This is a genomic window from Mucilaginibacter auburnensis (assembly GCF_002797815.1).
GTDB classification, from domain to species: domain Bacteria; phylum Bacteroidota; class Bacteroidia; order Sphingobacteriales; family Sphingobacteriaceae; genus Mucilaginibacter; species Mucilaginibacter auburnensis.
Genome location: NZ_PGFJ01000001.1, coordinates 2303797 through 2330131, shown reverse-complemented (window position 1 = coordinate 2330131; position 26335 = coordinate 2303797). Strand labels below are relative to the sequence as shown.

Annotated in this window: 20 protein-coding genes, 1 tRNA gene and 1 other RNA gene; 10 read left to right on the top strand and 12 right to left on the bottom strand. The window is 43.0% G+C overall.

All coding sequences use genetic code 11. The annotated features are described in order from the left end of the window. Window positions 1-3: 3 nt before the first annotated feature. The 3 genes from CLV57_RS10420 to CLV57_RS10410 form a co-directional block, all read right to left on the bottom strand. Window positions 4-3648, bottom strand: a complete 3645-nt coding sequence (locus CLV57_RS10420; RefSeq protein WP_100341228.1) for a SusC/RagA family TonB-linked outer membrane protein — start codon at window positions 3646-3648, stop codon at window positions 4-6. A 22-nt stretch (window positions 3649-3670) separates the two neighbouring features. Beyond that, window positions 3671-4699: a FecR family protein gene (locus tag CLV57_RS10415; protein ID WP_100341227.1), complete on the bottom strand. Its 1029-nt coding sequence runs from the start codon at window positions 4697-4699 to the stop codon at window positions 3671-3673. A gap of 93 nt (window positions 4700-4792) precedes the next feature. Beyond that, on the bottom strand, window positions 4793-5413 hold the full coding sequence (locus CLV57_RS10410; RefSeq protein ID WP_100341226.1) for an RNA polymerase sigma factor: 621 nt from the start codon (window positions 5411-5413) through the stop codon (window positions 4793-4795). 220 nt (window positions 5414-5633) lie between these two features. Here CLV57_RS10410 and CLV57_RS10405 point away from each other — a divergent pair, with 220 nt between their 5' ends. Next, a complete protein-coding gene (locus CLV57_RS10405) occupies window positions 5634-5813 on the top strand; it encodes a hypothetical protein (RefSeq protein WP_100341225.1) in 180 nt (59 codons plus the stop codon). Window positions 5814-5868: 55 nt separating this feature from the next. Further along, window positions 5869-6150, top strand: a complete 282-nt coding sequence (locus CLV57_RS10400) for a YtxH domain-containing protein (protein ID WP_157799125.1) — start codon at window positions 5869-5871, stop codon at window positions 6148-6150. Between the two features lie 366 nt (window positions 6151-6516). Here CLV57_RS10400 and CLV57_RS10395 read toward each other — a convergent pair whose 3' ends face one another. Continuing rightward, entirely contained in the window at window positions 6517-7314 is a 798-nt protein-coding gene (locus tag CLV57_RS10395) for a helix-turn-helix domain-containing protein (RefSeq protein WP_100341223.1), read from the bottom strand. A 35-nt stretch (window positions 7315-7349) separates the two neighbouring features. Further along, window positions 7350-8231 carry an oxidoreductase gene (locus tag CLV57_RS10390; RefSeq protein ID WP_100341222.1) on the bottom strand — a complete coding sequence of 294 codons (882 nt, stop codon included), beginning with the start codon at window positions 8229-8231 and terminating at the stop codon, window positions 7350-7352. A gap of 324 nt (window positions 8232-8555) precedes the next feature. Between CLV57_RS10390 and CLV57_RS10385 the strand changes: the two genes are divergently transcribed. The 3 genes from CLV57_RS10385 to CLV57_RS10375 are packed head-to-tail and all read left to right on the top strand — an operon-like array spanning window position 8556 to window position 10037. Continuing rightward, the gene (locus tag CLV57_RS10385) at window positions 8556-8981 is read left to right on the top strand and encodes a hypothetical protein (protein WP_100341221.1); all 426 of its coding nucleotides are present in this window, start codon (window positions 8556-8558) and stop codon (window positions 8979-8981) included. Window position 8982: 1 nt separating this feature from the next. Then, window positions 8983-9627 (top strand): SCO family protein, encoded by a 645-nt coding sequence (locus CLV57_RS10380; RefSeq protein ID WP_100341220.1) that lies wholly within the window; start codon window positions 8983-8985, stop codon window positions 9625-9627. Then, a complete protein-coding gene (locus tag CLV57_RS10375; RefSeq protein ID WP_100341219.1) occupies window positions 9624-10037 on the top strand; it encodes a c-type cytochrome in 414 nt (137 codons plus the stop codon). Before CLV57_RS10380 ends, CLV57_RS10375 begins: the two co-directional genes overlap by 4 nt. A 382-nt stretch (window positions 10038-10419) precedes the next feature. Here CLV57_RS10375 and CLV57_RS10370 read toward each other — a convergent pair whose 3' ends face one another. Next, window positions 10420-11403 (bottom strand): YihY/virulence factor BrkB family protein, encoded by a 984-nt coding sequence (locus tag CLV57_RS10370; RefSeq protein WP_100341218.1) that lies wholly within the window; start codon window positions 11401-11403, stop codon window positions 10420-10422. Window positions 11404-11507: 104 nt separating this feature from the next. Between CLV57_RS10370 and rnpB the strand changes: the two genes are divergently transcribed. The 4 genes from rnpB (at window position 11508) to CLV57_RS10350 (ending at window position 15225) form a co-directional block, all read left to right on the top strand. Beyond that, window positions 11508-11882, top strand: an RNA gene (rnpB, locus tag CLV57_RS10365) — RNase P RNA component class A. 201 nt (window positions 11883-12083) lie between these two features. Next, window positions 12084-14165, top strand: coding sequence for an alpha-glucuronidase (locus CLV57_RS10360; RefSeq protein ID WP_211290049.1), 2082 nt, complete (start codon window positions 12084-12086; stop codon window positions 14163-14165). A gap of 108 nt (window positions 14166-14273) precedes the next feature. Beyond that, window positions 14274-15101: an MBL fold metallo-hydrolase gene (locus tag CLV57_RS10355; protein ID WP_100341217.1), complete on the top strand. Its 828-nt coding sequence runs from the start codon at window positions 14274-14276 to the stop codon at window positions 15099-15101. Window positions 15102-15152: 51 nt separating this feature from the next. Further along, window positions 15153-15225, top strand: a tRNA-Lys gene (locus CLV57_RS10350). Window positions 15226-15415: 190 nt separating this feature from the next. Here CLV57_RS10350 and CLV57_RS10345 read toward each other — a convergent pair. From CLV57_RS10345 to CLV57_RS10330, 5 genes are all read right to left on the bottom strand, one after another. Continuing rightward, window positions 15416-16642: a DNA topoisomerase gene (locus CLV57_RS10345; protein ID WP_317044580.1), complete on the bottom strand. Its 1227-nt coding sequence runs from the start codon at window positions 16640-16642 to the stop codon at window positions 15416-15418. Window positions 16643-16768: 126 nt separating this feature from the next. After that, window positions 16769-17158, bottom strand: a complete 390-nt coding sequence (locus CLV57_RS18720) for a toprim domain-containing protein (RefSeq protein WP_317044579.1) — start codon at window positions 17156-17158, stop codon at window positions 16769-16771. A gap of 292 nt (window positions 17159-17450) precedes the next feature. Then, entirely contained in the window at window positions 17451-18734 is a 1284-nt protein-coding gene (locus tag CLV57_RS10340; RefSeq protein WP_100341216.1) for an MFS transporter, read from the bottom strand. A gap of 22 nt (window positions 18735-18756) precedes the next feature. Next, window positions 18757-20619, bottom strand: a complete 1863-nt coding sequence (locus tag CLV57_RS10335) for a glycoside hydrolase 100 family protein (protein ID WP_100341215.1) — start codon at window positions 20617-20619, stop codon at window positions 18757-18759. Window positions 20620-20671: 52 nt separating this feature from the next. Then, on the bottom strand, window positions 20672-23302 hold the full coding sequence (locus CLV57_RS10330) for a TonB-dependent receptor (protein WP_100341214.1): 2631 nt from the start codon (window positions 23300-23302) through the stop codon (window positions 20672-20674). A gap of 161 nt (window positions 23303-23463) precedes the next feature. Between CLV57_RS10330 and CLV57_RS10325 the strand changes: the two genes are divergently transcribed. Then, a complete protein-coding gene (locus CLV57_RS10325; RefSeq protein WP_100341213.1) occupies window positions 23464-24459 on the top strand; it encodes a LacI family DNA-binding transcriptional regulator in 996 nt (331 codons plus the stop codon). 75 nt (window positions 24460-24534) lie between these two features. Here the strand turns inward: CLV57_RS10325 and CLV57_RS10320 are convergent, their stop codons facing one another. Next, window positions 24535-26325 (bottom strand): tetratricopeptide repeat-containing sensor histidine kinase, encoded by a 1791-nt coding sequence (locus CLV57_RS10320; protein WP_100341212.1) that lies wholly within the window; start codon window positions 26323-26325, stop codon window positions 24535-24537. Between the last annotated feature and the right edge of the window lie 10 nt (window positions 26326-26335).

The following is a 26335-nucleotide window of genomic DNA, read 5'->3' as shown; positions in this document are numbered from 1 at the left end:
TTGTTAAAAGTTTAAATTCAGGTTAAGTGTGTAAGATCTGGCTGCCGGTAATCCACGCAAGCTGCCCACATAATTGGCAAAGTCCGGATCATAACCCTCCTTGTTCGCTCTCCATATTAACCCAAGGTTATTAGCTGTAATTCCAACCTGTGCTCCTCTTATTTTAAAGCGATTAAGCACAGCATTAGGTATTTGATAAGCAAATGTTAGCTGACGCATACGGATGTAGTCGCCTTTCAGAACATTAATATCTGAATTCTGGTAGCGGATCAAACTTATCTGTGTGGCACTTCCTCCCGCTAAACCAGGCACTACTGTATTGGCCTCATCGCCGGGTTGCATCCAGCGTTTAGCAATATCAGCACTTAGGTCATATCTAAGCGTTGTTGATGAGCTAATATAGTTTTGAATACTTGGCTTAAGGAACACATTCCCAAACTGGTATGAGAACTGAGCGAACAATGAAAATTGTTTGTAGCGAACATTGGTGTTAAAACCACCAAAGTAAGGAGCCGTTGTGCGTCCGGCATATTTAAGATCACTCAGGCTGGTTAAGGTTACGGTAGATGATTTTACAATATCACCGTTTCTATCATATATCTGGGTCATGCCCGAAGCATCTAACCCGGCGTTACGATATACAAACAACTTATCAGACGGATAACCACTAATATAGCTTATACTTGATGGCGAAGTACCGAGGTTAGAAGCATAAGCAGCTTCGTTAAAGCGGCCATCAGTAATTTTGTTGGTATTGTAGGCAAAGCTAAGACCAGCGCTCCAGCTGAAATCTGTTTTCCGTACTATCACTCCGTTTAGTGATGCTTCTACGCCCCAACCCGTTAACGTAGCTGCGTTGCGCGTAAGTTGCGGACTAATATTGCCTTGATAAACGCTGCTTATTGGAAAGCTGTAAACTAAGTCTTTACCATTCTTGTCAAATACCTCAAATGAGCCATTTAACCTGCTTTTAAACAAACTGAAATCAATACCAAGGTTTTTAACTATGGTTTTCTCCCATCTTAATTGCGGATTGGCTAAGGCTATAATATTGGCTGAGCTTTGGCCTGTAACACCATCATTTGATCCAAGCGAAATATAAGTGAACGGGTAGGTGTTTAATGACAAGTTACCGTTTACACCATATGTTGCACGAATAGCAAGCTGATCTATCCACTTAACGTCTTTCAGGAAATTTTCCCTGCTGATGTGCCATTTGGCACCCGCCGACCATAATGGAGTTGCACGGTACTTACGGTCAAGACCAAAGTTGTTGTAATCATCATACCGCACACTTGCAGATAAAATATACTTGTTATCTAATGTGTAGGCAGCGTTGCTGTAGTATGATAAAAAGCGGCGTTGTTTATCTACCTGCGTTGGATAGCCCCCTTTATTGAACGTGGTATAAGCAGTTGGGCTTAAACCCGCTATGTAGGCGTACGTAGGTGAGCTTGTATTGAAATTTATATTGGTATTAGTAATACCTGTAGCCATGTTATAACCCCATAGCGTTGATGTATTTTGCCCGATGTTTGTTTCTCTAATTTCGGTACCGGCAATTGCAGTTAACTGGTGGCGTTTATTGAAAGTGCGATCAAAGTCTAACTGACCACGCAAACTATAATTGTTTTGATTAGTGTTTGATTGCTGCAGAGCGCCGCCGTTAGTTATGTTAAGACTATTACCTGTTGCTGTTGGATAGGTATAGTAATTAAGTGCGTCGCGCATGTAAAAGGTTGCCGGGTCATAAAACTGCCTGTTGAAGTTAAAACTACGTTCGGTAGTGTATAATGCACTTGCTGATAAGCCTTCAAACAATGGCACTTTCAGGTTAACATTGAAGGCGTAATTGGAAGTTTTTTGCGTATTATCGCCTAAAGCCAGCTCATCCAGGTAATTATAACGCCAGTCTTTATACACACTTGAAAGCGTACTGGTAAAAGCCGGATTTAGCCGGTCAAAATAAATACCATTGCCATTGGCATCAGCTAACTGCTGGTAAGGCATTAACGTTGACTGAGTTGGATTGTAAAGCGTATTAAGGCTTATACCATTATTAACTAAATTGAAAAACGATCCTTTAAAACTGGTAGACAATGTAGCCCAGTTAAAAAGTTTCCAGCTGTTGTTCATAGTAGCGGTAAGTCTGCTGCCGTAATTACGTACCTCGTAAGGACTTTCTTTGCTGTATGACAAAGAATAGAAGTAAGTATTATTTTCGCTGCCGCCATTTATTGATAAATTATATTGCTGGCTTTTAGCGCCTTGCAGCAGATATTTACTTATTTGATCGCGGTTATCAATAGCACTTAATGCACTTGCCTGGGCCGCGTATTGGGCCTGTGTAATGGTGCCCGCTTTAAGCGCAAATGCCAGGTTAGTTCCGGGTGAATAATACGACAGGGCATTAAAATAGTTAGACGGGTTTGGCGCGGGCAACAAGCTACGATCTGCGAGCTCTTTCTCATAAGCCAATTGCTGAGCCGATGTCATGGTACGGAAATAACCCAGATCAGGCTTTTCGCCAAAGGTTAGCAAGGTGTTAAAGTTTACGGTTGGCTTGCTGTTTCTTTTACCTTTTTTTGTGGTTATTACAATAACACCATTTCCCGCGCGAACACCCCATATAGAAGCTGCTGCCGCATCTTTTAATACAGTGATATTCTCAATATCGCTCGGATTAAGAGTTGACATATCAAGCTCGGTGATGGCTCCGTCTAACACAACCAACGGAGACTGTTCTCCTTGCAGGGTATTCTTCCCCCTTATGGTAACGCCGTAATCATTAGTACCAACCGTTCTGGTAGTTGAATTAGCACCTTGCACGGTAGCAATTGAGCCGCCACTCTGATAAAAAAAGCCACGATCACCAGAAGACAGATTGATCTGCATGCCAGGCGTTAAGCCTTCCAGGCGCTGAATGATATTATTTTGCGGATGTTCTTCGATCTCTTTGGCGCTTAAGCTGAATGCCGCGCCTGTTGCACGCTCTTTGCTGATGGTTTGATAACCGTTACTTACAATACTAACTTCGTTAAGCATGGTTTGATTAGCCCTGAGCGAGACATTCAATTTAATATCATTACCGGCAACAAGTTCGCGGGTTTCGTAACCCATCATGCTGAAGCTAATAACATCTGTACTATTAACTGCAGGCAGCAAAAAACCACCGTCATCATCGCTGCGCGTTGCCTGATTAGTGCCCTTTACCCAAACGTTTACAAAAGGCAAAGGCTCGCCATTATCACCGGTAATGTTGCCACGAACAGTATGTGTAGCAACACCACCGGTTTTGTTGACAGTTACCGAAACGGCGGGAGTGCCACTATTAAAAAAGCTCGCGTTCCTGGCAACTATGGTATAATTATTTTCGCTTACATAAAGGAAAATAAGGTTATTGGGGTATAATATGTTTTTTAACGCCTCCTCGGCCTGGCTGCCTTTGAGGTCATTAGCTGTGGTAAATTTGTTGTCGAGTAAACCGTGCTCATAGGCTAACTGGGTTTTGAACCGGGTTTGAACACTCTTGATCGCGTCAGTAAGGGAGATCCTTGAGTTGCCGTTTTGGGCATAAGCGTTGTAACAGCATCCTAAACACAGGAAGAGTAACAGGCATCGCGTTAGTTTTGTAAAGGTGTTACGCATAAATCAATAGGGGTTTAAGGGGTTAATGCTTTGTATTATTTGATCTGAAATAAAAAGTACTGTCATTACGCTGCTCAATGGTTGCATTTAGCAGGTTAGCCAGCATATAGAGGGTGTTTTCTTTATTTTGCAACGAAATGATGCCATCAATCCGTTTAGCTTTTACTGATGGATTATCAACTATGATTTGTCCGCCGTAGGTGTCCTCATAGTTCTCAATAATGTCGGCCACGGTTAAGCCACTGGCCATTATTTTGTGTTGGGTCCAGGCTAATGGCTTATTGGCGAGTTGATTAATTGGAAGCCTCACAAATTGATCATTCTTGATCTGAAGTGCATCGCCCGGCAGCATAATAATGGATTTACTCTTTTTAGTGTTGCTTACACTGATCTTACCTTTTACTAAGGATATAACTACCCTGTCCCTCCTGTTTTTCACATTGAACTCGGTTCCCAATACGCTTATTTGCACATTGGCAGCATGGGCTACAAAGCGCTCGGACGCTTTAATGCTATTGGCATCTTTATTAAGATGATTCACCTTAAACAACGCTTCGCCGTTCAGCCAAACTTCGCGCATAGACTGAATGGCCCAGGCACGGTGATAGCTTAAAGACGAATTAGCGTTTAATTGTATCTCGCTATCATCCGGTAGTTTTACCAGCTGCTGCTCACCATTGCCAGTAGTTATTACAACAATCGAATTTAAATACCACCACGCTCCCCCTAACAATAAAATAACCGAGGCCGCCATGGCGCTCCACACACGTAAGCGTTTTACACGGGTAGCACGTTTCTGAACAACACTTAGTTGGTGGTTGATCTGCCTCCAAACCAGTTTTGTATTACTATCCGAATCTATTACAGGTTTCGCGGAATTAACTATTTGTAAAAAATTAAGGGCATCACGGTATAGTGTAGCATTTTCAGGTTGTGTAGCCAGCCATTGCTCCCAATGTGCACGCTCGGGTGCGGGGCCATGTTTTGCTAACGCGATGAAGGAGTCATCGTCAAGAAAGTCCTGAAAAGAGTATTCGTCGTAGTTTTTCATTCAACATTCAGCGTAGTATCGCCGTCTTTTTAAATTACAAATCACTTTCGCGCGGTTTTTACCCCACCGAATTGATAATTTTTTTTAAAAAAATTAATGTTGATTTAAAAAATGTTTCAATGAGGTGAAAAAATCAAGGCGACAAGCCATTAAAAGGAGTAGGATATCATTTTTTGGCATGTTCAATGCCAGCTTTAACACTTCTAAAGCCCGATAAACTAATTTATAAGCACCCTTAACCGATATATTCATCAGTTCTGCTACCTCATCATAGCTTAATTCTTCAAAATAGCGCAAATAAATGGCTTCTTTTTGGCGGTCTGTTAATTGTTCAAGGGCTTCAACTATCATTTTGGAGCGTTGACCCTCTTTTTCTTTCAGCAACAATATCATCTCCGGATCAAAATCCATTGTGAAAGGCATATCAGCATCCAGGCTTACCCCCTGCCGCTTATCATTTTGCATGCTTGCCTTTACTAAAAAATTACGCAGGGAGGCCAGCAGGTAGTATTTAACGTTATCTGTTTGCCTAAGGTTGGCACGATTTGTCCACAGGTGAACAAACAGATCTTGTATACAGTCGCGCACCAGATCAGGGTGATTCGTTTTGCGCACACCATAACTATATAAGTTTTGATAATATTGAGAATACATATTCTCATAAGCCTGCGGATCGCCTTTTAAAAATGACGCCCACAAATACTGATCACCCATATAACGACCAAAAACAACGCTTTTTTAGTAAAAGCTGTTAAAATTAAATAATTGTAACCAATTAATTAATAATAAGCGCCCGGCCCCGCATATTTAAAACTATTAGGTTTTTGATCGGATCGCGATAGATAACCGCTATGCCAACAGACAACAAATTTTAAATTGAGCTAAAAGATAACCAAAAGCAACGGTATGGCCCATAGTTTGCTTTAAACCAGGTATGAAAGTAGAAATTGAAGCCACACCCAACCAGATCAAGCAATTGCTGAAACTGTTAAGTAACAATCCCGAACTGCAAGCCATTTCCAAACAGCTAAGCAGCGCAGAAGTGGATACAGTAAGGCAGGAAGAGGAATTACCGCAGGAAGGTGATAACGAAATTATTGAGCGTGCAGAATAGTGTGGCTGTAGGTTTTAAGCAACATAAACGTATTATTTTTTTAAAAATTAAAGTTATGACAAGTCCATTCAGAAAAAGAAAGCATACCACGTTGGGCGCCGGTTTGGTAATAGGCACAGTAGTGGCAGGTATAGCCGGTTATTTATTTTATAGCAAAAACAAACCAGAAGTACGCAATATGCTGGCCGACAAAATTGACAGGCTCCGTTTAAAATTATTTACCAAACAGCAACCTGCTGAAGAAACAACTGATACACCTGAATATTTAGCGCACCACCAAAAAGCGCCGAAGACGGATAGGGAAGCGTTGCTAAAGGGTGAGTTATTGCACGAGTAAGGGCCGGTTAATCAGCCGCTCTAATCCTACTTAATACACCAAGTTGTCCCACGCAGATATGCGGGATAAGCTAATTTTGGCAATGATGATCTTTATATGAACTGATCTTCAATTACTAACACTTTCACCACTGTACCGTGGGACAACTTTTAGGTAGGTATATTTAGCTGTAAAAATTACATAAACACCTGAAATCAAAATAATTAAATTTAAATTGCCTATACTTTTTTTGGGTCCACCATCTGGGACAGGTTCCAATACACTAAGTGTTGCCGCACTTCCACAAGCTCAGTATGACAACTAAAAAAAGATGCAGTGACGGAGCTTGTCCAACCATGATACGGACACATTGAACTCTGTCAACTTTTAAAGTCTTGAAGGCGATATCCCATATTTACCCTTAAACGCGTATGAAAAGTGCGAAAGGTCTTCAAAGCCCACTTCAAGATAAACATGGGAGGCCGACCTGTTTTTTTCTTTTATAAGGTAGTGCGCCTCCTTCAACCGTCTATTTAAAAGCCAGTTTCCTGGTGTGGTATCAAATATTTTCTTAAAGTCGCGTTTAAATGTGGCAAGACTTCGGCCGGTTAAGTATGCAAAACGTTGCATTTGCACATTAAAGCGGAAGTTTTTTTCCATAAAAGCTTGCAGGTCTATTTTATGAGGTTGGCTAAAGTTAAAAAGTATATCCTTTAGCTTCGGCTCAACCTCTATAAGCATCAATACACCTTCTCTGAGTTTGAGTGCCTGCAATTCTCTTGTTAAAACAACCCCGTCTCTATGCAGCGACAAAATGGAATCTACATAACCTGTGAGTAACGGACCGGGCTTTAAACTGATTATAGATTCGCTTGAAGGCAACGTAGCGGTATAACCATACTCAAGGCTAATATCTCTGAGCAGATCCTGATCAAAATGAACGGATATGGATCTAAACTCTCCTTCGGGTTGAGGTTGCTTTACAAATTTAATAAGTTGATTTCGTTTTATGAACCTGAAATCGCCGGCATTAAACTCATAAACTTTACTACCTGTATTAAGTAAAAGCGAACCCGACAACTGAAAGCTCAGGATATGTTCTTCCACAAATTGCTCGCCCTGTCTGTTTTCTTTGTAATAACAAGAATAGCTGATGCGGGCGTTATTATTTGAAACAATTGCCATGGTTACTGTAAAGTTACAACTAACAGCCGCAAAAACTACTTTTTAAGATCGAGGTATCGTTTACCGTAGTCTGTATCCAGAAATGCAGGCGAATCATCATGATCAGTACTTGAACTAACTTTCTCCCAATGTTCCAGTTCCCTCAACTTTGCCGCTTCAGAACTTTTTACAATTGCAACAGCGTCACTACCCAGTAAAAGATGTAATGGCGGATTGGGTTCATTAACAATATCCAGCATTACCTGCGCAGCTTTTTTAGGATCGCCCATTGGCACAAATGTGCCATTTTGAAATATTTCTTGTCTTTGATTAACAATTTTATAATCCGGTATGCTGGCGGCATAAGTCATTGAATCGCCTGCCCAATCGGTTTTAAATCCGCCGGGCTCAACACAAGTAACTTTTATGCCCAGTTCCGCAACTTCAATTGCCAGGCCTTCACTAAAGCCACTTAAACCAAACTTAGCTGCCTGATAAATAGATACCCCTCCGCTTCCTACTCTGCCTCCTACAGAACTTACCTGTAGAATGTGACCCGATCGTTGACTACGCATATGCGGAAGTACAGCCCTGGTGATCTCTATTGGCGCGTATAGGTTTGTTTCTAACTGACTACGAACCTGTTCTTCAGTGTAAGCTTCTACTGCTCCGGTAATACCAAAGCCGGCATTGTTAACCAGTACGTCAATTTTACCAAAACGAGCCAATGCTTTATCAACAGCATGGTATACCTCGCTTTGTTGCGTTACATCAAGTTTTATCGCAAGCAATTGTTCGGGATAGCTTGTTTGCAGTTGTGTTAAGGAACTTGTATCGCGAGCGGTAGCGGCAACAAAATGGCCTGTTTCCAAAATCAACTCGGTAAGGCTGCGTCCCAATCCGCGGGAAGCACCTGTTATAAACCAAACTTTTTTCATAATATAATTTTTTAACAAAGTTATCCCGATAACAAATGGGGCGCTTTGTTAAAAAGCTCATTTTACTTTGTTTAAAAGATCAATTGTTAACGCGTCATTAAAAAAATCGGTTCACCCGTTTCATTTTCGTTCACTGTTTTTATTTAAAAATCTACAAATCAAATATTTACAAAAAATATCGTTTCAAGTCGTTTCATATACACAGTGAAACGATACGCTGCAAAATTGAATTGTGGCAACACACTTGCAGTCAATAATAAAGCCGCTTTATTTAGCATTAACGAGCAATAAAGCTTAATTTTGGCGTTTCAATTAGGTCTAACTATGCTAAAAAAAACCTCCCTGTTTGTTGTTATCGCCTGCGCACTGTTTGCTTGTACGGATGATAAGTCTAAAGAAAAAGCGGCTTTAGATGAAGTGATTAAAATTCATGATGAAGTGATGGGAAAAGAAGAATACCTGATGCGTAATAAAATGCAGATGGATAGCATACTTACTCCCGGCCCCGTTAACGATAAATACTCCATGGAGCAAAAAGTGACCATTAGCGCTATGCGATTTAAACTGGTTGCTGCAGACGAGGCCATGTCTATCTGGATGCAGCGTTTTGATCCTGAACTGAAGGGCAAAACCCATGAACAAAAACTCAAATATTACGCAGAGCAGAAAAAAGCAGTAACACGGTTAGATTCGCAAATAACAGTTGCGGTTGAGGCATCAGACAAATACTTGAAAGAGATAAAGAAATAAAATGAAGAAATTAATTTATGTGGCGGCTTGCGTGTTGATGCTGCTAAACGCATGTAAGTTCAATGACGATGTACAACGTTTGCCAATAGCGGGTAATCGCGATGTTGAAACTAAAACGGTAGATGGCAAAACCGTTACAGATACCGTTTATCATACCATACCCGATTTTAAAACTGTTAACCAATACGGTGACTCTATAAAGAGCGTTAATTTGGACGACAATATTTATGTTGCTGATTTCTTTTTCACCACCTGCCCCTCTATTTGCCCGGTAATGCATCGCAATATGCTGAAGGTTTATGAAGCATATAAGGATATGCCCGATCTGAAGATCATATCATACACCATAGATCCGAAGCACGACAGCGTTACAGTGCTAAAGGATTACGCTAAAAAACTGGGTGTAACAGGTAATCGCTGGTGGTTTTTACAGGGTAAAAAGGAAGATATCTACCAGCTGTCAACCAGCTACCTGGTGACGTTTCCTGTTGAAGACGCCAAAGAAAAATTTATTCATGATGGATACTTTATTCTGGTAGATAAACAGAAACGCATACGCAGCCAGTATGACGGCACAAACCCGGATCAGGTTAAGAAACTGATTGATGATATCAAAATATTAAAAGCCGAGCCCGAGCAGAAATGAAGTGGAAAGCCATAGGTTTATTTGCGTTAGCCGTTGTAGGCTTAGCGGCCTGCCAAAGTGAAAGCGACCTGGAGTTTGCCCGCTATTACGCCGGTGGAAAGGTGGTTTATCAAAGCAAGTGTCAAAACTGCCATGGCAGCGACGGGAAGGGATTAGGCGCGCTTATACCTCCACTCACTGATCTGAGTAAATACAAAACAGACAAAGTTGCAATGGCATGCCTGATTAAATACGGTTCAAGCAAGAGCTTAAACACAGCAGCTAATACTTTTGGCGATAAAATGCCTGCGACCGACCTCCCAACGGTTGATATTGCCAAGGTAACAACCTATGTAACCAATTCTTACGGAAACAAGCAAGGTACAACAACTACGCAACAGGCGGAGGAGTACCTCAAAAAATGTAGGTAATTAGGCTTTGTATTTCTTATCTGGTCCTACTCGTTAAAGGTAACACCAGGTAACGAACAATGGTATGTGCTGTTAACGAAAGTGCAAAAGTAAATACAATGATCATTGCTCTCTTTAACGGCGAATCAAAATAGTCAAGAAACCCACATTGGCCGGAGCCGCTATAAAATAAAGCGAGCAAAAACACGATACATCCCGTAAGCCATAAGGTTAAGTGAGAATAAAAATAGCGCTTACTTGCTAATTGCGATTTTGGGAAAGCGGTAAATAGTAAAATAACATGTGCCAAAAACAGGCACGCGGCTGTAATAAGTAATAAATAAAACATAGGTTTATGTGTAAATATCAACCCAAAATACTACTTAGGGGAATATATACAAAATTATTCTATTGTTTTTTCGATAGGTTTACCTGTTTCATTGTCCATTTTTTTTGGCAGCTTCTTCACTTTTTTTTCCTCTTCTACCCTTTCCACATAAACAGCATATTCCGCAGGTTCTATTTTCCTCCCTTTAAAATCAACATAAGCCTTGGTGAATTCAGCTCCGAAGTAGAGTATGGCAGCTGTGTAGTAAACCCATAACAAAATAGCTATAAGGGAGCCTGCCGCACCATAGGTGGAACTGTTTGCAGATGACGCTACATAGATCCCTATAACCAATCGTCCCAACATAAACAGCAAAGCGGTAAAAATGGCACCTGATCTCACATCTTTCCAGGCAATTTTTGCATCAGGCAATACCTTAAATATCACAGCAAACAGTATTGTTATCACTATAAAGCTAATTGCGATATTAATGATATAGAACACAACCACCGTAATATCTGGTAGATAGGTTTTCAATTTACCACTTAATGCATCCAATGCTCCGTTAACTACAAGCGAAACCAGTAGCAGGAAGCCCAACGATAATATAAGCGAACCGGATAGCAACCTGTCTTTCAGTAACTTCAACCATGCTTTTTTTGGCTTGGCTTTAACCTGCCATATAATGTTAATAGATTCCTGTATCTCACCAAACACTGTGGTTGCGCCTATTACTAAGGTTATAGAACCAATAATTATAGAGAGCGTAGATTTCCCGGTTAACTCCAAACGGGCTATCATATCCTGAATTTGTTTGGCCGCATCATTACCTACAAAGCCGTTAATTTCTTTAAACAACTCACCTTGTATTGCTTCCCGGCCCAAAAAAACTCCCGCTAATGATATAACCAACAACAAAAGCGGCGCTAAAGAGAATACAGTATAATAGGCAAGCGACGCGCTAAACTTCATGGCCATATCATTTGAAAAACCACTGAACGCAGCCTTCAATATGGTAATTGCATCTTTAAAAGTTTGTTTAGTAAAGTAGTTTTTCATGGATAAAGTGGGTAACTTTTATTTAGTACAATAGTTCAACACCATTTAACAGCTTACTGTTTGGTTAAATTTGTATTACTTACGGTCATAAACTGTACCTTTGCAACGCAAAACGTTCTATCGCTGTCTCATTTATTTGAGGTAGAGGAAAGTCCGGGCAACACAGAGCATCCTGCTTCCTAACGGGAAGGCGCCGACAGCCGGCGACAGCAAGTGCCACAGAGAATATACCGCCCGCAAGGGTAAGGGTGAAAACGTGAGGTAAGAGCTCACGGCTTTTCCGGGCGACCGGAATTGCGGTAAACCTCAGGAGTTGAAAAACCAAATAGGTCCTGAACGCGGAGTTGCTCGCTCCCACTCTTCGGAGATTTCAGGATGGGTAGGTTGTTAGAGGTTGTTGGCAACAACAACACCAGATCAATGATAGAAGTTCTGCCTTGTGCGGAAAACAGAACCCGGCTTACAGCTTTGCAGCTGATTAAAACGCCCCTACCGTAAGGAAGGGGCGTTCTTTTTTGGCAACTGCCGCAATCGTTTTAGACGATTTTGCGCCTTATGAAACAATTGCGCCTATTACAAATGACTCAAATAGTATTAAAAGCCGTAATTTGGCAACTTTTATAGCGTAGCATCTACTAACGCTGTTAATCAAATTGTAACCCAATTAAATAAATTTAATAATGAAGATGATAACTAAAGCATCCAAAAAGTTGATTTGGGCATGTGCGTTTGTTTCGTTGGCACTTTGTGCTAAAGCTGATGACGGGCACAACCTGTGGTTAAGACCTGTTAACGCTAAAGCAGTTAAGGTTACAGGTGCCAACCCTAAATCTGCAACGCTTGCCATCGCAAAAAAGGAAATTGAACAAGCCTGGCTGGGTACGGCTGGTGCAACTGTTAAACTTAAATTGGTAAAAGATCCGACACTTAAAGCCGATGGATTTAAAATTGCCGGAAACACCGTGAGCGCAACTACCGAAAGTGGCATACTTTACGGCGTTTATGAAATGTTGCGTCGCCAGCAAACTGGTAACATTAGTAATGTTGTTTCTAACCCTTCATATCAAATAAGGATTTTAAACCATTGGGATAACCTGAATGGTTCAATTGAACGCGGCTACGCCGGTAATTCTATTTTTTGGCGCGCAGGCGACAACGCTTTCACCGTGACCGATGCCGATAAAAAACGTTGGGAAGAATATGCACGTGCTAATGCATCAATAGGCATCAATGCATCAGTGTTAAATAACGTAAATGCCTCACCTAATATGCTGGGCGAAAAAGAGCTTGCCAGAATGAAGGCAATTGCTGCAGTATTGCGCCCTTATGGCATTAAAACTTATTTAGCTATCAACTTTGCTTCACCAATGCGGTTAGGTGGATTAAAAACTGCCGACCCACTTGATCCTGAGGTTATAAAATGGTGGAAAGCTAAAGTAGCTGAAGTTTATAAACTGGTACCTGATTTTGGCGGTTTTCTGGTAAAAGCAAACAGCGAGGGGCAGCCAGGTCCGCAGGATTTTAAACGTACTCATGCCGACGGCGCAAATATGCTGGCGGATGCCTTGAAACCATACAAAGGTATAGTAATGTGGCGTGCCTTTGTTTACAATGCCGAAGAAAAAGACCGCGCCAAGCAGGCTTATTTAGAGTTTATGCCTTTTGACGGCAAATTCAGAGATAATGTGATCATCCAGGTAAAAAACGGCCCGATTGATTTTCAACCCCGCGAGCCATTCAGCCCGCTGTTTGGCGCTATGAAAAAAACGCCCGTGATGCCCGAACTTCAGATCACACAAGAATACCTGGGTCATGCAGAACAACTGGCTTTTTTAGCCACCATGTGGGAAGAATTGTACAAAAGCGATACCTATCAGGAAGGGAAGAATAGTACCGTGGCACGCGTTACCGATGGAAGCATTTTTCCTCAAAAGTATACAGCTGTTGCAGGTGTATCAAACGTAGGTTTAGATACCAACTGGACCGGTCATGATTTTGCACAAGCTAACTGGTATGCCTTTGGTCGTTTGGCATGGAACAACCAGTTAAAAAGCGAAGATATTGCCAACGAGTGGATAAAACTGACGTTTGCCCCTACCATCGAAAATAAAGACTGGAACAAAGGCTTTTATGAACCTGTAAAGAAAATGATGCTGGATAGTCGGGAGGTAGTTGTAAACTATTCTATGCCTTTAGGTTTGCATCACATTTTTGCCGGTAATCATCACTACGGGCCAGGTGCCTGGTATGCTCCAAGAGGTACGCGTAAAGATTGGACTCCTCCTTATTACCATCAGGCAGACGAGAATGGTATTGGGTTTGATAGAACAAAAACAGGCACAGATGCGGTAGACCAATATCATGAACCACTTTCTTCGGAGTTTAATAACGTTGCTACTACACCCGAAATTTATTTGTTGTATTTCCACCACCTATCATGGGATTATAAATTAAAAAACGGACAGACCTTATGGGATGCTCTTTGCAATCACTGGAATACAGGCGTTAATCAGGTTAGACAGTTCCAGGTAACCTGGGACAAAGTTCAACCTTATGTTGACGCAGAACGCTTTACCCGCGTACAGGAGAAGTTGCGCCGCCAAACCCGCGACGCTCAATTCTGGAAAGATGCCAACCTGCTCTACTTCCAGCAGTTTAGCAAACGCCCTTTCCCTGATAACGTAGAGAGACCAATAAATAATCTTAATTACTACATCACCACCGACCCACTTAGCATGAAGCCGGTGCAGCAAAGAAGATAATACAACAAGAACGCCTCCCACAACCGGAGGCGTTTTTGGTATAACAAAATCAGGTTTAAAGCTCACTTATAACCCTATTATTTTACTTTTGCGCTAAAATCAATTTAAATGGCAAATAATATCAACCTACAGGTATATCATGGCGTTGAAGCTACAGTTAACGCTTACATTTTTTCGGATAATGAAAGCGTTATTTTGGTAGACTGCCTACGCAATAGCGACGAAGCATCAAAACTGGCTGCCCAAATCAAGTCATTAAATAAACCCCTTACCCATTTATTTATTACACACGGCCATCCTGATCACTATACCGGCATGCATGTAATGAAACAGGAATTTCCGGATGTGCAGATAGTTGTAAATACGCCCGAAATAAAAGAAGACATTATCAACTTTTCGACATGGATGGAAAGTGTTGGATGGCTCGAAAAAGAGCCTGCCTTAAAACCTAAAACCGATGCCAACCCTAACGGTTTTGATTATCAAGCCAACATCGACATTTTAAAACGTGGCAAACTTGTTTTAGCCGAAGGTGCAGAAATTGAGGCCTTTAGTAATTATGAGGCTGCGGAGTGTGAGCATTTAACTACCTTGTACAGCAAAGACTTAAAAGCCTTTTTTGCCAATGACTTTGTATACAATGGCGTACATCCATGGTTAGCCATTGATACGCAGAATATTCAAAACTGGAAACAACAGCTGGAGGAATTTGCTCATGTATTGGAACAGGATTTAACCATATATGGAGGGCATGGGAAACCAGGCGATATCTCTGTATTTAACACGCAACTAAAATATATCAATGATTTTGAAGCTGTAGTAGCCGAAGCCAAATCCCGCGAAGAAGCAATGCAAAAAATGCAGGAGCTTTATCCTGATTATACTCAAGCGGATTTTTTACTTGTTTACTCGGTTAATGCGTTTGTTGCAGAGTAAATTATAGTGAGGCAAAAATATCTTTAATGTGTATATTTGCCTTCCGCTATTGACTCCGTAGCTCAGCTGGTAGAGCAAATGACTCTTAATCATTGGGTCGAGAGTTCGAATCTCTCCGGGGTCACACATATTTTTGAACGCCCTTTTTGAAGAAAAAGTGCTTTTTTTTAACTCCAAGGCCGTTTTTTGGCTATCTACATTCCCATATCGCCTTACGGGCATCATATCTGGAAGGCATGAATGATGCAAATATGGTTTTAAAAGCCGGTTTTAAGTTTTCATAGTTTTTCCGGATTGCAGCAGTTCCTGGGTGATCAGGCGGTATAGGCTTTGATCTCTTCTTGAAAGGCGTTGACGGAGGCACCGCCGCGAATCTCTTCGAGCCTTTTTTCCCAATTGCCGGTCAGTTCGGCTTGGGCGATGCGCTGGTGTTTTACAACATTGTAAACGGACAGGCCGGTTGCTGTGGGCACCAGGTTTTTCTTTTCGCGCAGGATGTATTTACGGGTGATCAGCGTTTCGATGATGGCGGCGCGGGTAGCTGGGGTACCCAATCCGCTTTCCTTCATGGCTTCGCGTAGTTCGCCGTCTTCAATTTCTTTACCGGCGGTCTCCAGGGCTTTTAATAAACTTGCCTCGTTGTAAAGCGGCTTTGGTTTGGTTTGTTTCTCCAGCACAGCTTTATTCAGGATGGGCAGGTCCTCCCCTTGTAGCACTTTAGGCAAGGTAGCGTTTTCCCCATCCTGCTTTTCCTCATCTTTGTCATTGAATACCGCGCGCCAACCTGGTGTTTGAATAACGGTGCCGCTCGCGATAAATTTAGATCCGGAAAATACAGTGATCCTGGTAATTTCTTTAATGCAATCCTGGTTAAATGCTTCCAGCATACGCCCCGCGACCATATCATATACCGCCTGCTGGTCTGGGGTCGGGTGATACGGCGCTATTCCGGTTGTCAGCAGGGCGTGGTGATCCGTTACTTTTTTAGCATTAACACTTCGTTTGTTCAATTGGGATTCAGCGAGTAACAGGGCTTGTTTCCCGAATGTGGCATGATCGCTGAGTTTATTGATCAGGCCGGGTACTTCGGCAAATACATCGTCACCGATGTAGCGGCTGCCGGTACGGGGGTAAGTGATTAGTTTGCCCTCGTATAAGTTTTGCAGCAGGCCGAGGGTCTGGTCTGCCGTAAACCCTTTGCGTTTGTTAGCCTCTTGCTGTAAACTACTCAGGTCATGTAACAAGGGCGGCGGCTCTTTACGCGGTTTGGCAGCTACACACAGGATGTTCCCGGTTGCCTCTACCTGATCCAGCACTGCCTGCGCCTCTTCTTTGCTTGAATAGTTTTTTTCAGAGATCGCCCGAAAAGGCTGCCCATCTTTATCCGGCTGGATGGCTACCTGGTAGTACAGCTCGGGTACGAAATTTTTGTTGTCCAGGTAGCGCGCGCAGATCATCGCCAGTGTCGGGGTCTGTACCCGGCCGAGCGACAAAACCCCTCTGTTGCCCGATGCCAGGCTCAGGGCCTGTGTGGCGTTCATACCTACCAGCCAATCGGACTGCGAACGGCAATGAGCAGAATTAAAGAGGGTATCGTAATCGCTCCCAGGTTTTAAGTTCCGGAAACCTTCTTTGATAGCTTCGTCTGTCTGGGAAGAAATCCACAGTCACTTAAAAGGCTTTTTGCATTTCAGAAAATAATAAATATAGCGAAAAATAAGCTCGCCTTCCCTTCCGGCATCCGTAGCGACAATGATCTCGGTCGCCTCGTCAAATAACTTACGGATGATGTCCAGCTGTTTTCTGGCACCCGGATCATCCTTGCCATCTTTTTTTCGCAGGCACAGTTTGAACTTAGGTGGCAGCATGGGCAGGTTCTGCACACTCCAGCCATGATAGCCATATTCCTGTGGCGCGGCAAGTTGCAACAGGTGCCCGAAAGCCCAGGTAAAGGTGTAACCTTCGCCTTCCATATAACCGTCATGTTTAGTGGTAGCACCGAATACTTTGGCGATCTCGCGCCCTACAGAGGGTTTTTCGGCTATAATAACTTTCATAGTGGCGGTGGCGAAAGTAACGAACCTTTAAGGCCGGTACAACGGTTGTGGATAAATCAGGTCTTATCTTTGTTTCATATGCAGCCTGTTAATTTTTTATGACACGCTTAGCTGAGTGTTCTACGTGTTCAGCGTATTGATAATGCCGGACGTTATCCAAATAGGTTCATGGTCGTTCCAAACAGCTTCCATTTTTCTAAAATGATTCACGCGTTCGTTCGATGCCGCCTGTGTCGTCTGAAGGAAAGCAATATTATTGTAACTGGTTACACGATAAAGATAAAGCCTTGCCTTATTGAGTTTTGATAAACAGCGTAGCGCCTGCGGCAAGCAGCATTAAAGTACCCGCCAGCATTATAGCGTTTACCGGATCACCGCCCAGCCAGCTTTCGTAATAAAGCGGCATAGTAACATTTTGCAACAGCATAGGTATAACAATAAACATGTTAAATACTCCCATATAAATACCGGTGCGCTCAGCGGGTATGCTACCAGCTAATATTATATACGGACAGCCCATCATGCTGGCCCAACATAAGCCGAGGCCGGTTATTGGGATAAATACCAATGCCTGAGTATGAAACCACGGCAGAGTAAATAAACCTATACCCGCCAACAATAAACAGGTGGCATGTACTGCCTTTGCTCCCCATTTTTGAGCCAGTTTAACCAATAAAAACGCCGACGCGAATGCAACGAAATTATAGTAAGCGCCTATTTGTCCCGTTAATATATCAGCCATGCGAAAGGAAGTAATACCGGCGTTGGAAAACACAGTATTTGAAAGGCATTTGGTAATGTAGATCCAGTAAATAAACATGGCATACCAGCTTAAAAACATCATGGGTATCATGAGTTTCATGGTGCGCGGCATGTTTTTTACTGCCGATGCTATCTCTCCAAATATCATTTTCACAGAGAACGGCCCGCTATTATTTTCGGTGCGTTCTACCGGCGCTTCCTTAGTTGTTTTCAGCGTCCACAAAATAGCTGTTATGGAAATGAATGCACCAATACTGAATGAAATAATGGTAGTTACAGGAATATTACGATCATTCACCGCGAATTTACTTACGCCCAAGCCTATTAAAATACTGGGTGTAAGGTAAGAGAGTGTTTGCCCCAAACCTGTAAAAGCGCTTTGGGTTAAAAACCCTGTAGCATGCTGACTTTCATCTAATTTATCACTAACGAACGCACGGTACGGTTCCTGCGTAATATTGTTAGCGGCATCTAATATCCATAAGGTACTGGCTGCCATCCATACCGATGTGCTGTGCGGCATAATTAGCAAACAAGTGCTGCATAAAATGGCACCGATCAAAAAATAAGGCGTTCTCCTACCCCATTTGGTAACGGTGTTGTCGCTCAAGGCCCCTACGATTGGCTGTAAAACAAGCCCCGTTACGGGCCCCGCCAACCATAGGTAAGGCAAGTTCTTCTCCTCAGCACCAAGATAGGAATATATCGGGCTCATGTTGGCCTGCTGTAAGCCAAAGCTGTATTGTAAACCCAGAAAACCAAAATTCATGTTGATGATCTGCCAGAAAGACATCCTGGTTTTAAATATTTTCATGATGTTATATCAGGTTAAAGGTTCACTCGCGGTAAGTTACCACTTCGAGTTGGTTGTTTAATACCAGGTTGGCCAAATCTTCGTGCATACTTATCAGTCCGCTTTCTTTTTGTAGTACCTGCTCAATAAAATCATTGTCTTTATCTCTGCCTCTGCCTGCCCTGCTTTCGCGTGTTTCGCGATAATCAGCATTAAAGAATATTTTAAACCGGGGTTGGCTTAACAATGATGTATAGGTACCTTCAACTAAAACCACCTGCGCGTCTTTAATATCAATTACCATTTGTTCCTCCACATCCTTTACCCAGTTCATACGTGGAATAGTGATTGTTGAGTGCTGTTGCAACTTGATCTGTCTGATGTGCTCATCTAAAACTTCTAACCGCACCTCATCGTAGCCGATATGGCCAAAATCTTTCTCGCGGGCCATGTGGTTTTGTTTAGGCGGAAGCTTAAAATAGTCGTCCTGATGCAATAAAATAGTTTTTACGCCAAGTTGCTGCAGTTCACGCTTTAGCGCATAGGCCAATGTGGTTTTACCACTGCCCGATTGCCCGGCTATTGATATCACCATAACATTTTTACCCACAACGGGAAGCACAGCCAATATTGCTGCGCATAACTCGCTGTACTTTTGTTGAAGTTTGTAAGTTTTCTGCAGATATCCGGGCAATAACCTGTTCACCGCTGCCATGTTTGTCTGAGAGGTTGCAGCCATCAAATAACCCGACGCACTAAAGCAAAGTTCGGGAGTGCCACACGGCTCACCGCTGTACAACTCAAAATACTCTGTAAAAGGCCTGCTTTCGTCTGCTATTTCTAAAGCGCTTTGCATGGCGTTGAATAATTGCGTGGCAATATCTGTTTTACCGCAAAAATTAAGTGCCGTAACCAAAAAACCATTGGCCACCGGCCATATACCACCGTTATGAAAGTGTCCCGGTTTATTTTTAAAGCGATAACTATAATTATTGCTCAAAGCCTCATAGGCACTATCCTTTGGCATTATTTCTGGCCAGAATGCAGGTATACCTTTGCTATTAAATTGATCAAAAGTATCTTTAATAACACCGGCCAGGCGGTCGCGGTTATCTTCTGAGGGTATTTGCAGTAATAGCAATAAAGCTATACTCCAGGCATCGTAACGTTCTACCCTATCGCCCGGCGAAAAGGAAGCGATAAAATTATCAGACAAGTTATACTTACCAATTTTTTGACGTTGCGCTATCGGATACAAGCTACTATCAAGCGGCTGTTCAAACAAAAAGTGCTGTTTTATAGCCGCCTTTACCACAGTTGCTTTCTTTGATAGCTCATTATTCTTCAATCTTTCGGCCGCCAATTGCAATGCCCAATAACGTAGTAGTTGATCATACAGCACGTAGCCATGTGTAACATATTCGTCAGCCCAGTTACCACTCATGGGTAGGTACATCAGTTGTTTGCCGTTAAACTCCCACGCCTCCGCCAGATCAAATATCTTGAACGCATGTGCCTCAACTTTCGATGCAAACTCAACATCTTCAACTTTTTTAAGGTAAGTGAGGCTGGCTATCAACCACCAGAAACTGGAATCGGTGCGACCTACCAGTCCGCCAAAACTCACTTTTTCAATTTCACCAGCCTCGTTAACCTGTACGTTTGAAGGTATCTGCCCCTTGCTATCGGCTTGTTGCTGTAATAATTTTAGGGTGTTGGCAGCAGTAGTAAACAAGTTTTTAAGATCGCTTGCCAATATAGCCAGGATTGTTACCGCACTATCTCGTGCCCAAACCTGACGATAGTTATCTATTTGCTGCCCGGATGCCAGTAAGTATCCCATAGACGCAGCTTTCTCTATCACCTCAACTGCACCAGCTGTAAGTTTGCTTTCTGTCGCTTTCATAATTCAAAAGGCAATAGGTTAGGGCGGCGTGCCGCCCTAACGGTTATTAATTTTAGAAGTTGAACATCACGGTTGTTGAAATGGTACGGCCGGTAATTGAACGGGCGCGTACAATATTACTTTGTCCGCCTGTTATAGCTGCTTCTTCCGCCTCTGTAAAGCCCATGGCATTGAAAACGTTATTGGCATTTAATGATGCTGACCATTTTTTACCAAAGCGATAGTTAAAGAATGGATTTACATATACATAAGCAGGCAGTTTTAACTGATTAACATCTTGTGTGAAAGATGCGGTAGTACCTAAAACACTTGCACCAAATGACAAAGCTCCGGCTTTGTAAGTAGGTACAATGTTATAGATCAGATCAGCCTGACGACGCGGCTTGTTGCCTTTGTACTGGCCATCAACTATACGGGCGTGAGTAAAGGTTGCGCTGTAACGAACATCAAAATTGCTGCTTACATTAGTAACACCTTCTAACTCCACACCAAAAGCGCGGTAGCTGTTTTGAATGATGCGTTGTGTAGTAACTTCAAATTCGCCGGCTTCTTTGGTGTGCGCGTAAAAGCCGGTAAGGAATAATCCTCCTTTATCATATTTTAATTTCCAGCCTAACTCGCCCTGATCAATACGATTGTAAGCCGTTGCCGCACCGCCATTAGCAAATATACTTGAAGTGAATAGTATGCGGTCGGCTTGTGCTGTACCACCAGAGCTATAGCGTGCAAATACCGCATTTGACGGATCTATCAAATAATTTAAACCGGCAGAGAACGATAAATACTTATAATTGTAATTAACAGGCTTGGCATCGCTAAAATTAATGGCAGATACGCTTTGCTCATTGGCGCTTATCGTACCGTCATTATTTACATCATAGCTGCGTTGCACATTGCCTGAATAATTGCCTCTTACCCTGCCCATGTCATATCTTAAGCTACCATCAAATTTTAATTTTGATGAAAGGTCAAGGTTGATGCCTGCATAAGGTGCGGAAATATCATAGTTAACATTATAATTACGGTGCAGATTACCCCAAACAGGCGCACCGTATGCATATTGACCATTGTTACTCAATGAAGTACCACCTGCTGTAGTTATGTTAAGCGGAACAGCACTTTCACCGTCAAGACTGGTGAGGTAGGAATTGAATAACCAATCCATATTAATGTTTTGGCTTGATTTATAATAACCGAAGGTCAACTTAGCTTTGTCAAAGTCTTTCCTCAATTTAAAATCATTAATAAAATTGTTAAAGTTATTCAGCTTGGCATCAAACATATGGATGATCATAGCCTGGCTACCGGTATATGCCTGACCGGTTACAGCGTTGGTTACGGTTGCGCCGGTAAGCACGCGGCCTGTTGCAGTACCTATCTGGTTGAGCATTGCGCTTGTAGAACCTACCGAGGCAGGAAATGGCGCGATAAATTCTCCGGAGTTAAAAGCGGCGCGGTTGCGGTTATCCAAAGTCCAGCGGTCGCCCAGATCAAACTGAATTTCGCTGCCTATTGTTTTTGATAATGGATGCATACCATCGCTAACCTGACTTGTGTAAGGGCCGCCATTGGGGCCAAGACCCTGGGTTTGCAAAATGTAAGGGGTTTGCAACGCACCATGATTAATATTGAAGGTTGGCAGAGACGTGTAAGTGGGGTTATCATTAGAACCTGTTACCTGTACAGGCATTGGCATGTAGGCCGCAGCGCGGTCATCTAATAATTTAAAGTAAACTCTTACATAACCTCCGTTAAATTGCTTGGTAAGGTTAGCCTTGATCTGTCCGCCGTTGTTGGCTAAAAAACCTGCTGTACGCGGGCCTTGTCCCTGACGATAAAAACCACCAATGTTAAAGCTCAATCCGTTGCCAATAGGCGCGCCATAGTTAAAATCAGTGCGGAAGTTTTGATAATCTAAGCCAACAGTTGTGGCTACTGTACCGCCCTCGGTAGCGCCGGTTTTGCTGATGAAGTTAATGATACCCGCAGGTGAGTTAGTCGCCATAGTTGAAGCCGAACCGCCTCTTACAGCCTCAATTCGGCTTAGCGTTTGGTCGGCCCGTAAAAATATATCTGCGGTAGCAAAGGCTATATCGCCAAATTGTAACACAGGTAAACCATCTTCCTGTAATTGCAGGTATTTTGAACCGCCCGATGATAATGGCACACCACGTACGGTTATATTGGCATTACCCTCGCCGCCTGTTGCCTCAGAACGCACACCCGGAATTGAACGAAAGATCTCGGCAGTGGTACGTGGAGCGGCTTTTTCCAGATCGGCGCTTTTAAGGCTGCTGGTTGAAAGGCTGCTGGTTAACCTGTTGCCGGAGCCTGTTGAAGCTGTTACAATCACTTCTGTTAATGACAAAGCATCAGTATTACTCAGTACTATTTTTAAGGTATCTATACCGCCTGCCGAAGCATCTACTATCCGCTCAACTGATGTATAACCGGTATAAGTTACACGTAGTTTCAACTGATTAGAAGCCGGTAAGTTGTTGAGGGTAAATTTGCCGTTTACATCAGTAGCCGTGCCGCCTGGTACGGTTAAACATTGTACGGTTGCGCCCGGTAGTGGTTGGTTACTTTTATCGGTAACTGTGCCTTTAACAGAAACAGACTGCTGGGCAAAAACGGCAGTTCCGGCAAACAGCAGGAAGGCTGCCAATAGTAGCTTTCTCATAATTAAAATTAGGTTGTTATAATTGTTAAGTCAAAGTTATCGGGCTCATATATCAATAGTCGCTATTTTACGAGGTGACGCGGCGCAAACGTTTCCGCAAATGTTTGCGAAAACGTTTGTTGTTGAAAAAATAGTTATCTTCATTCAATTTTTAAACCAAGATGAAACCCCAAGTAACCTTAAAGCGCATCTCTGAGATGCTAAATATCAGCATCTCTACTGTATCAAGGGCGCTTAAAGATCATCCTGATATTTCTGAGACCACTCGCCGTAAAGTACAGGAACTTGCGCAAATGCTGGAATATGAGCCAAACGCTTATGCTATTAGTTTGCGTACCAACAACAGCAAGGAGTTTGGGGTGATACTGCCGGATATATCCAATCACTTCTACCTGTCATTCATCGCCTCTTTAGAAGAAGAAGCGAGGCGATACGGCTATTCGCTCATCATCCTGCAATCTGGTAACGACCAGGCCATTGAGCGAGATAATGTTAAGCGCTGCCGCTTCGCGCGGGTGGCCGGTGTATTTATATCTGTTACTGCCGAAACAGAGGACATAAAAGAAATGCTGAAAATGGATGAGCAAAATATCCCTGTTATCTTTTGCGACAAGGTGCCTGCCTTTGAGGCCTGCAATAAGGTTTGTGTGGCTGATGAACAAGCTACCCATCTGGCCGCTGCCGAACTACTTAAAAAGAATAAAAAAAATATCCTGGCTATTTTCGGTGATGCGCATTTATCTATAACGCAGATACGTATGTTGGCTTTTACAGCTTATATGAGTGAACATAACGCCTCAGCAAAATACACTATTATTCACGCTGCTAACCCGCAGGAAGCCGCTACAGCAGTACAAAAGGCAATGAAAGCCAGGAGACGCCCCGATGCTATTTTTTCTATGAGTGATGATATACTTACCGGCGTTATGCGTAGCATACAACGTTCTGGCTTAAGATTTCCTGATGATATTGGTTTAATTGCCATTAGCGATGGTTACTTACCCGGCTTATACTATCCGGAAATAACTTATGTAGAAACCTCAGGTTATAAGTTGGGCAAGCTGGCTTTTAACCGAATGATGTCCTGCCTGTCAGGTAGTTTGTTTGCACGCACGTTAATTGCTGATGCTGTGCTTGTCCCGGGAGGTTCATTATAATTCATCTTGATCAAATAACTTTTCTGAGGATCTGTTTTGAGTTCGGACACCTGCTTTTTATCAACTTTTAGAGAATTAACTGAGTTGCCTGAAATGCAGAAAGAATGCTGTGCCTTCACCAGGGACGGAGTCTCCGGATAGTATCAACGCGTTTTTTGCAGCAAAGTCTCTAACCAGTTGAAGTCCCAGTCCAATGCCCTTCTCATTTGCTGTTCCATAGGTGGAGCTGTAGCTGTCATTGCCGGAAAGCAGGCCGGCCAGAACGGAAGGTGACATACCAACGCCGGAATCCCGTACCGCTAACACTACCTCATCATCATTAATTGTGTAGCTGATACGGATATAACCGCCTTTGGGCGTAAATTTTAAGGCATTGGATAATAAATTCTGTATGATGATCCTGATCTGGTCTGCATCAGCACAGACATGTGGCAAAGTGTCTTTTTCATGAATGATCTCAATTCCTTTATCACGGGCCGCTACACTCATAAAACTGATCACTTTATCAACTTTGGCCACCAGGTCAATTGGAACCATACGGGTGGACACCCCTTCCAACTGGTTAGCCGCCCAGATCAGTAGGCTGTCCAGCATCAGCGAGGCCGCATTGACCTGCGTTGAAAGTTCTCCGAGCAAACCAGAGAGTTCGTCGACGCTGAGGCCCTCGGCGCGAAAAACAGTTAAGGTGCTTTGAAGTGAAGCGAACGGACTTCTCAGGTCATGGCTGATGATTGAAAGCAAACGATCTTTATCCTGATTGAGCCGGTTTAGTTTTTTATTTTGTTCTTCAATAATTCTGCTGTGTTTTTTGCTGGCTGCCTGCTCCCTCTCCAACAGTTGGTTGCGGTGTGATATTCGCCGATAAATTAATAGCGCGGATAGCAATACGGCAATGATTATGGCTGTGACCGTTATTACATAGAGATGATTAATTTTTTGTTTTTGCTCGGCCATGCTGATTGCATTACGGAGGTTCTGATTCTCGGTGGCTTGCGCTTCGAGTTTCAGTTTGTTGATTTGCTGTTCCTTGGTTGCGTTAAAAATGCTGTCACTTACATCCTTATAGATCAACAACCGCTTGTAGGCTGAGTCAATTGAGCCCATAGCTTTATAAGACCTATGCGCGAGCTCCAGTGCGCGTGCCGCGTCCCACTTCGCATCGATAGTAAGTGATAATTGATAAGACCTATCCGCCAGTTTGGCCGCAAGGGGGTATTGCCTACGCTCAAAAGCAATACCCGCCAGCCCTGCGTAGGCGAAACTGTTTTCCCATCCATCCTGATAAACTTTATTGCCGATGACGGTATGATAAAGCTGCTCTGCCTGTGCCAGTTTACCTTGTCTTGCGTAAAAATCTGCAAGATGGTTATTGCCCATAGCTGTCAGGTTATGTAAATGGCGGCGTTTGCTGATGGAGAGGGATTGTTTAATGAAGGTAACGGCACTGTCCAGTTGATGCAGATCGGATTTAGCCAGGCTGATATTGAGCAGATTGGCTGCCAAACGACCCTCCTTATGCAGCGCTTCATTGGCAGCTTTTGCCCGTTTAAAATAAGCCAGTGCCTCCTGCGGCCGCCCCTGCGCCAGTTCCACCAGTCCTATCAGGTTCCCGGCATCCGCTGCCATATCCGGTTGCTGGTTGCGTACGGCTTCCTGGTATACCGGGAGAGCCATCGTAAGTGACTTGAGGTAATTACCCTGGTTGTAATGCATTTTCGCTGCTTTGAGCTGCGCTGCGCCCACCAGATTTTGCCCATACACGTTTGTCCATCCTGCGGCACGGAAGGCAACCATAAAAAAGACAAGCACATATCGGTACATATCAGGACAAATTCTTAATTGAATAATCACCTTGCGAGCAATCATTCAACTTTTA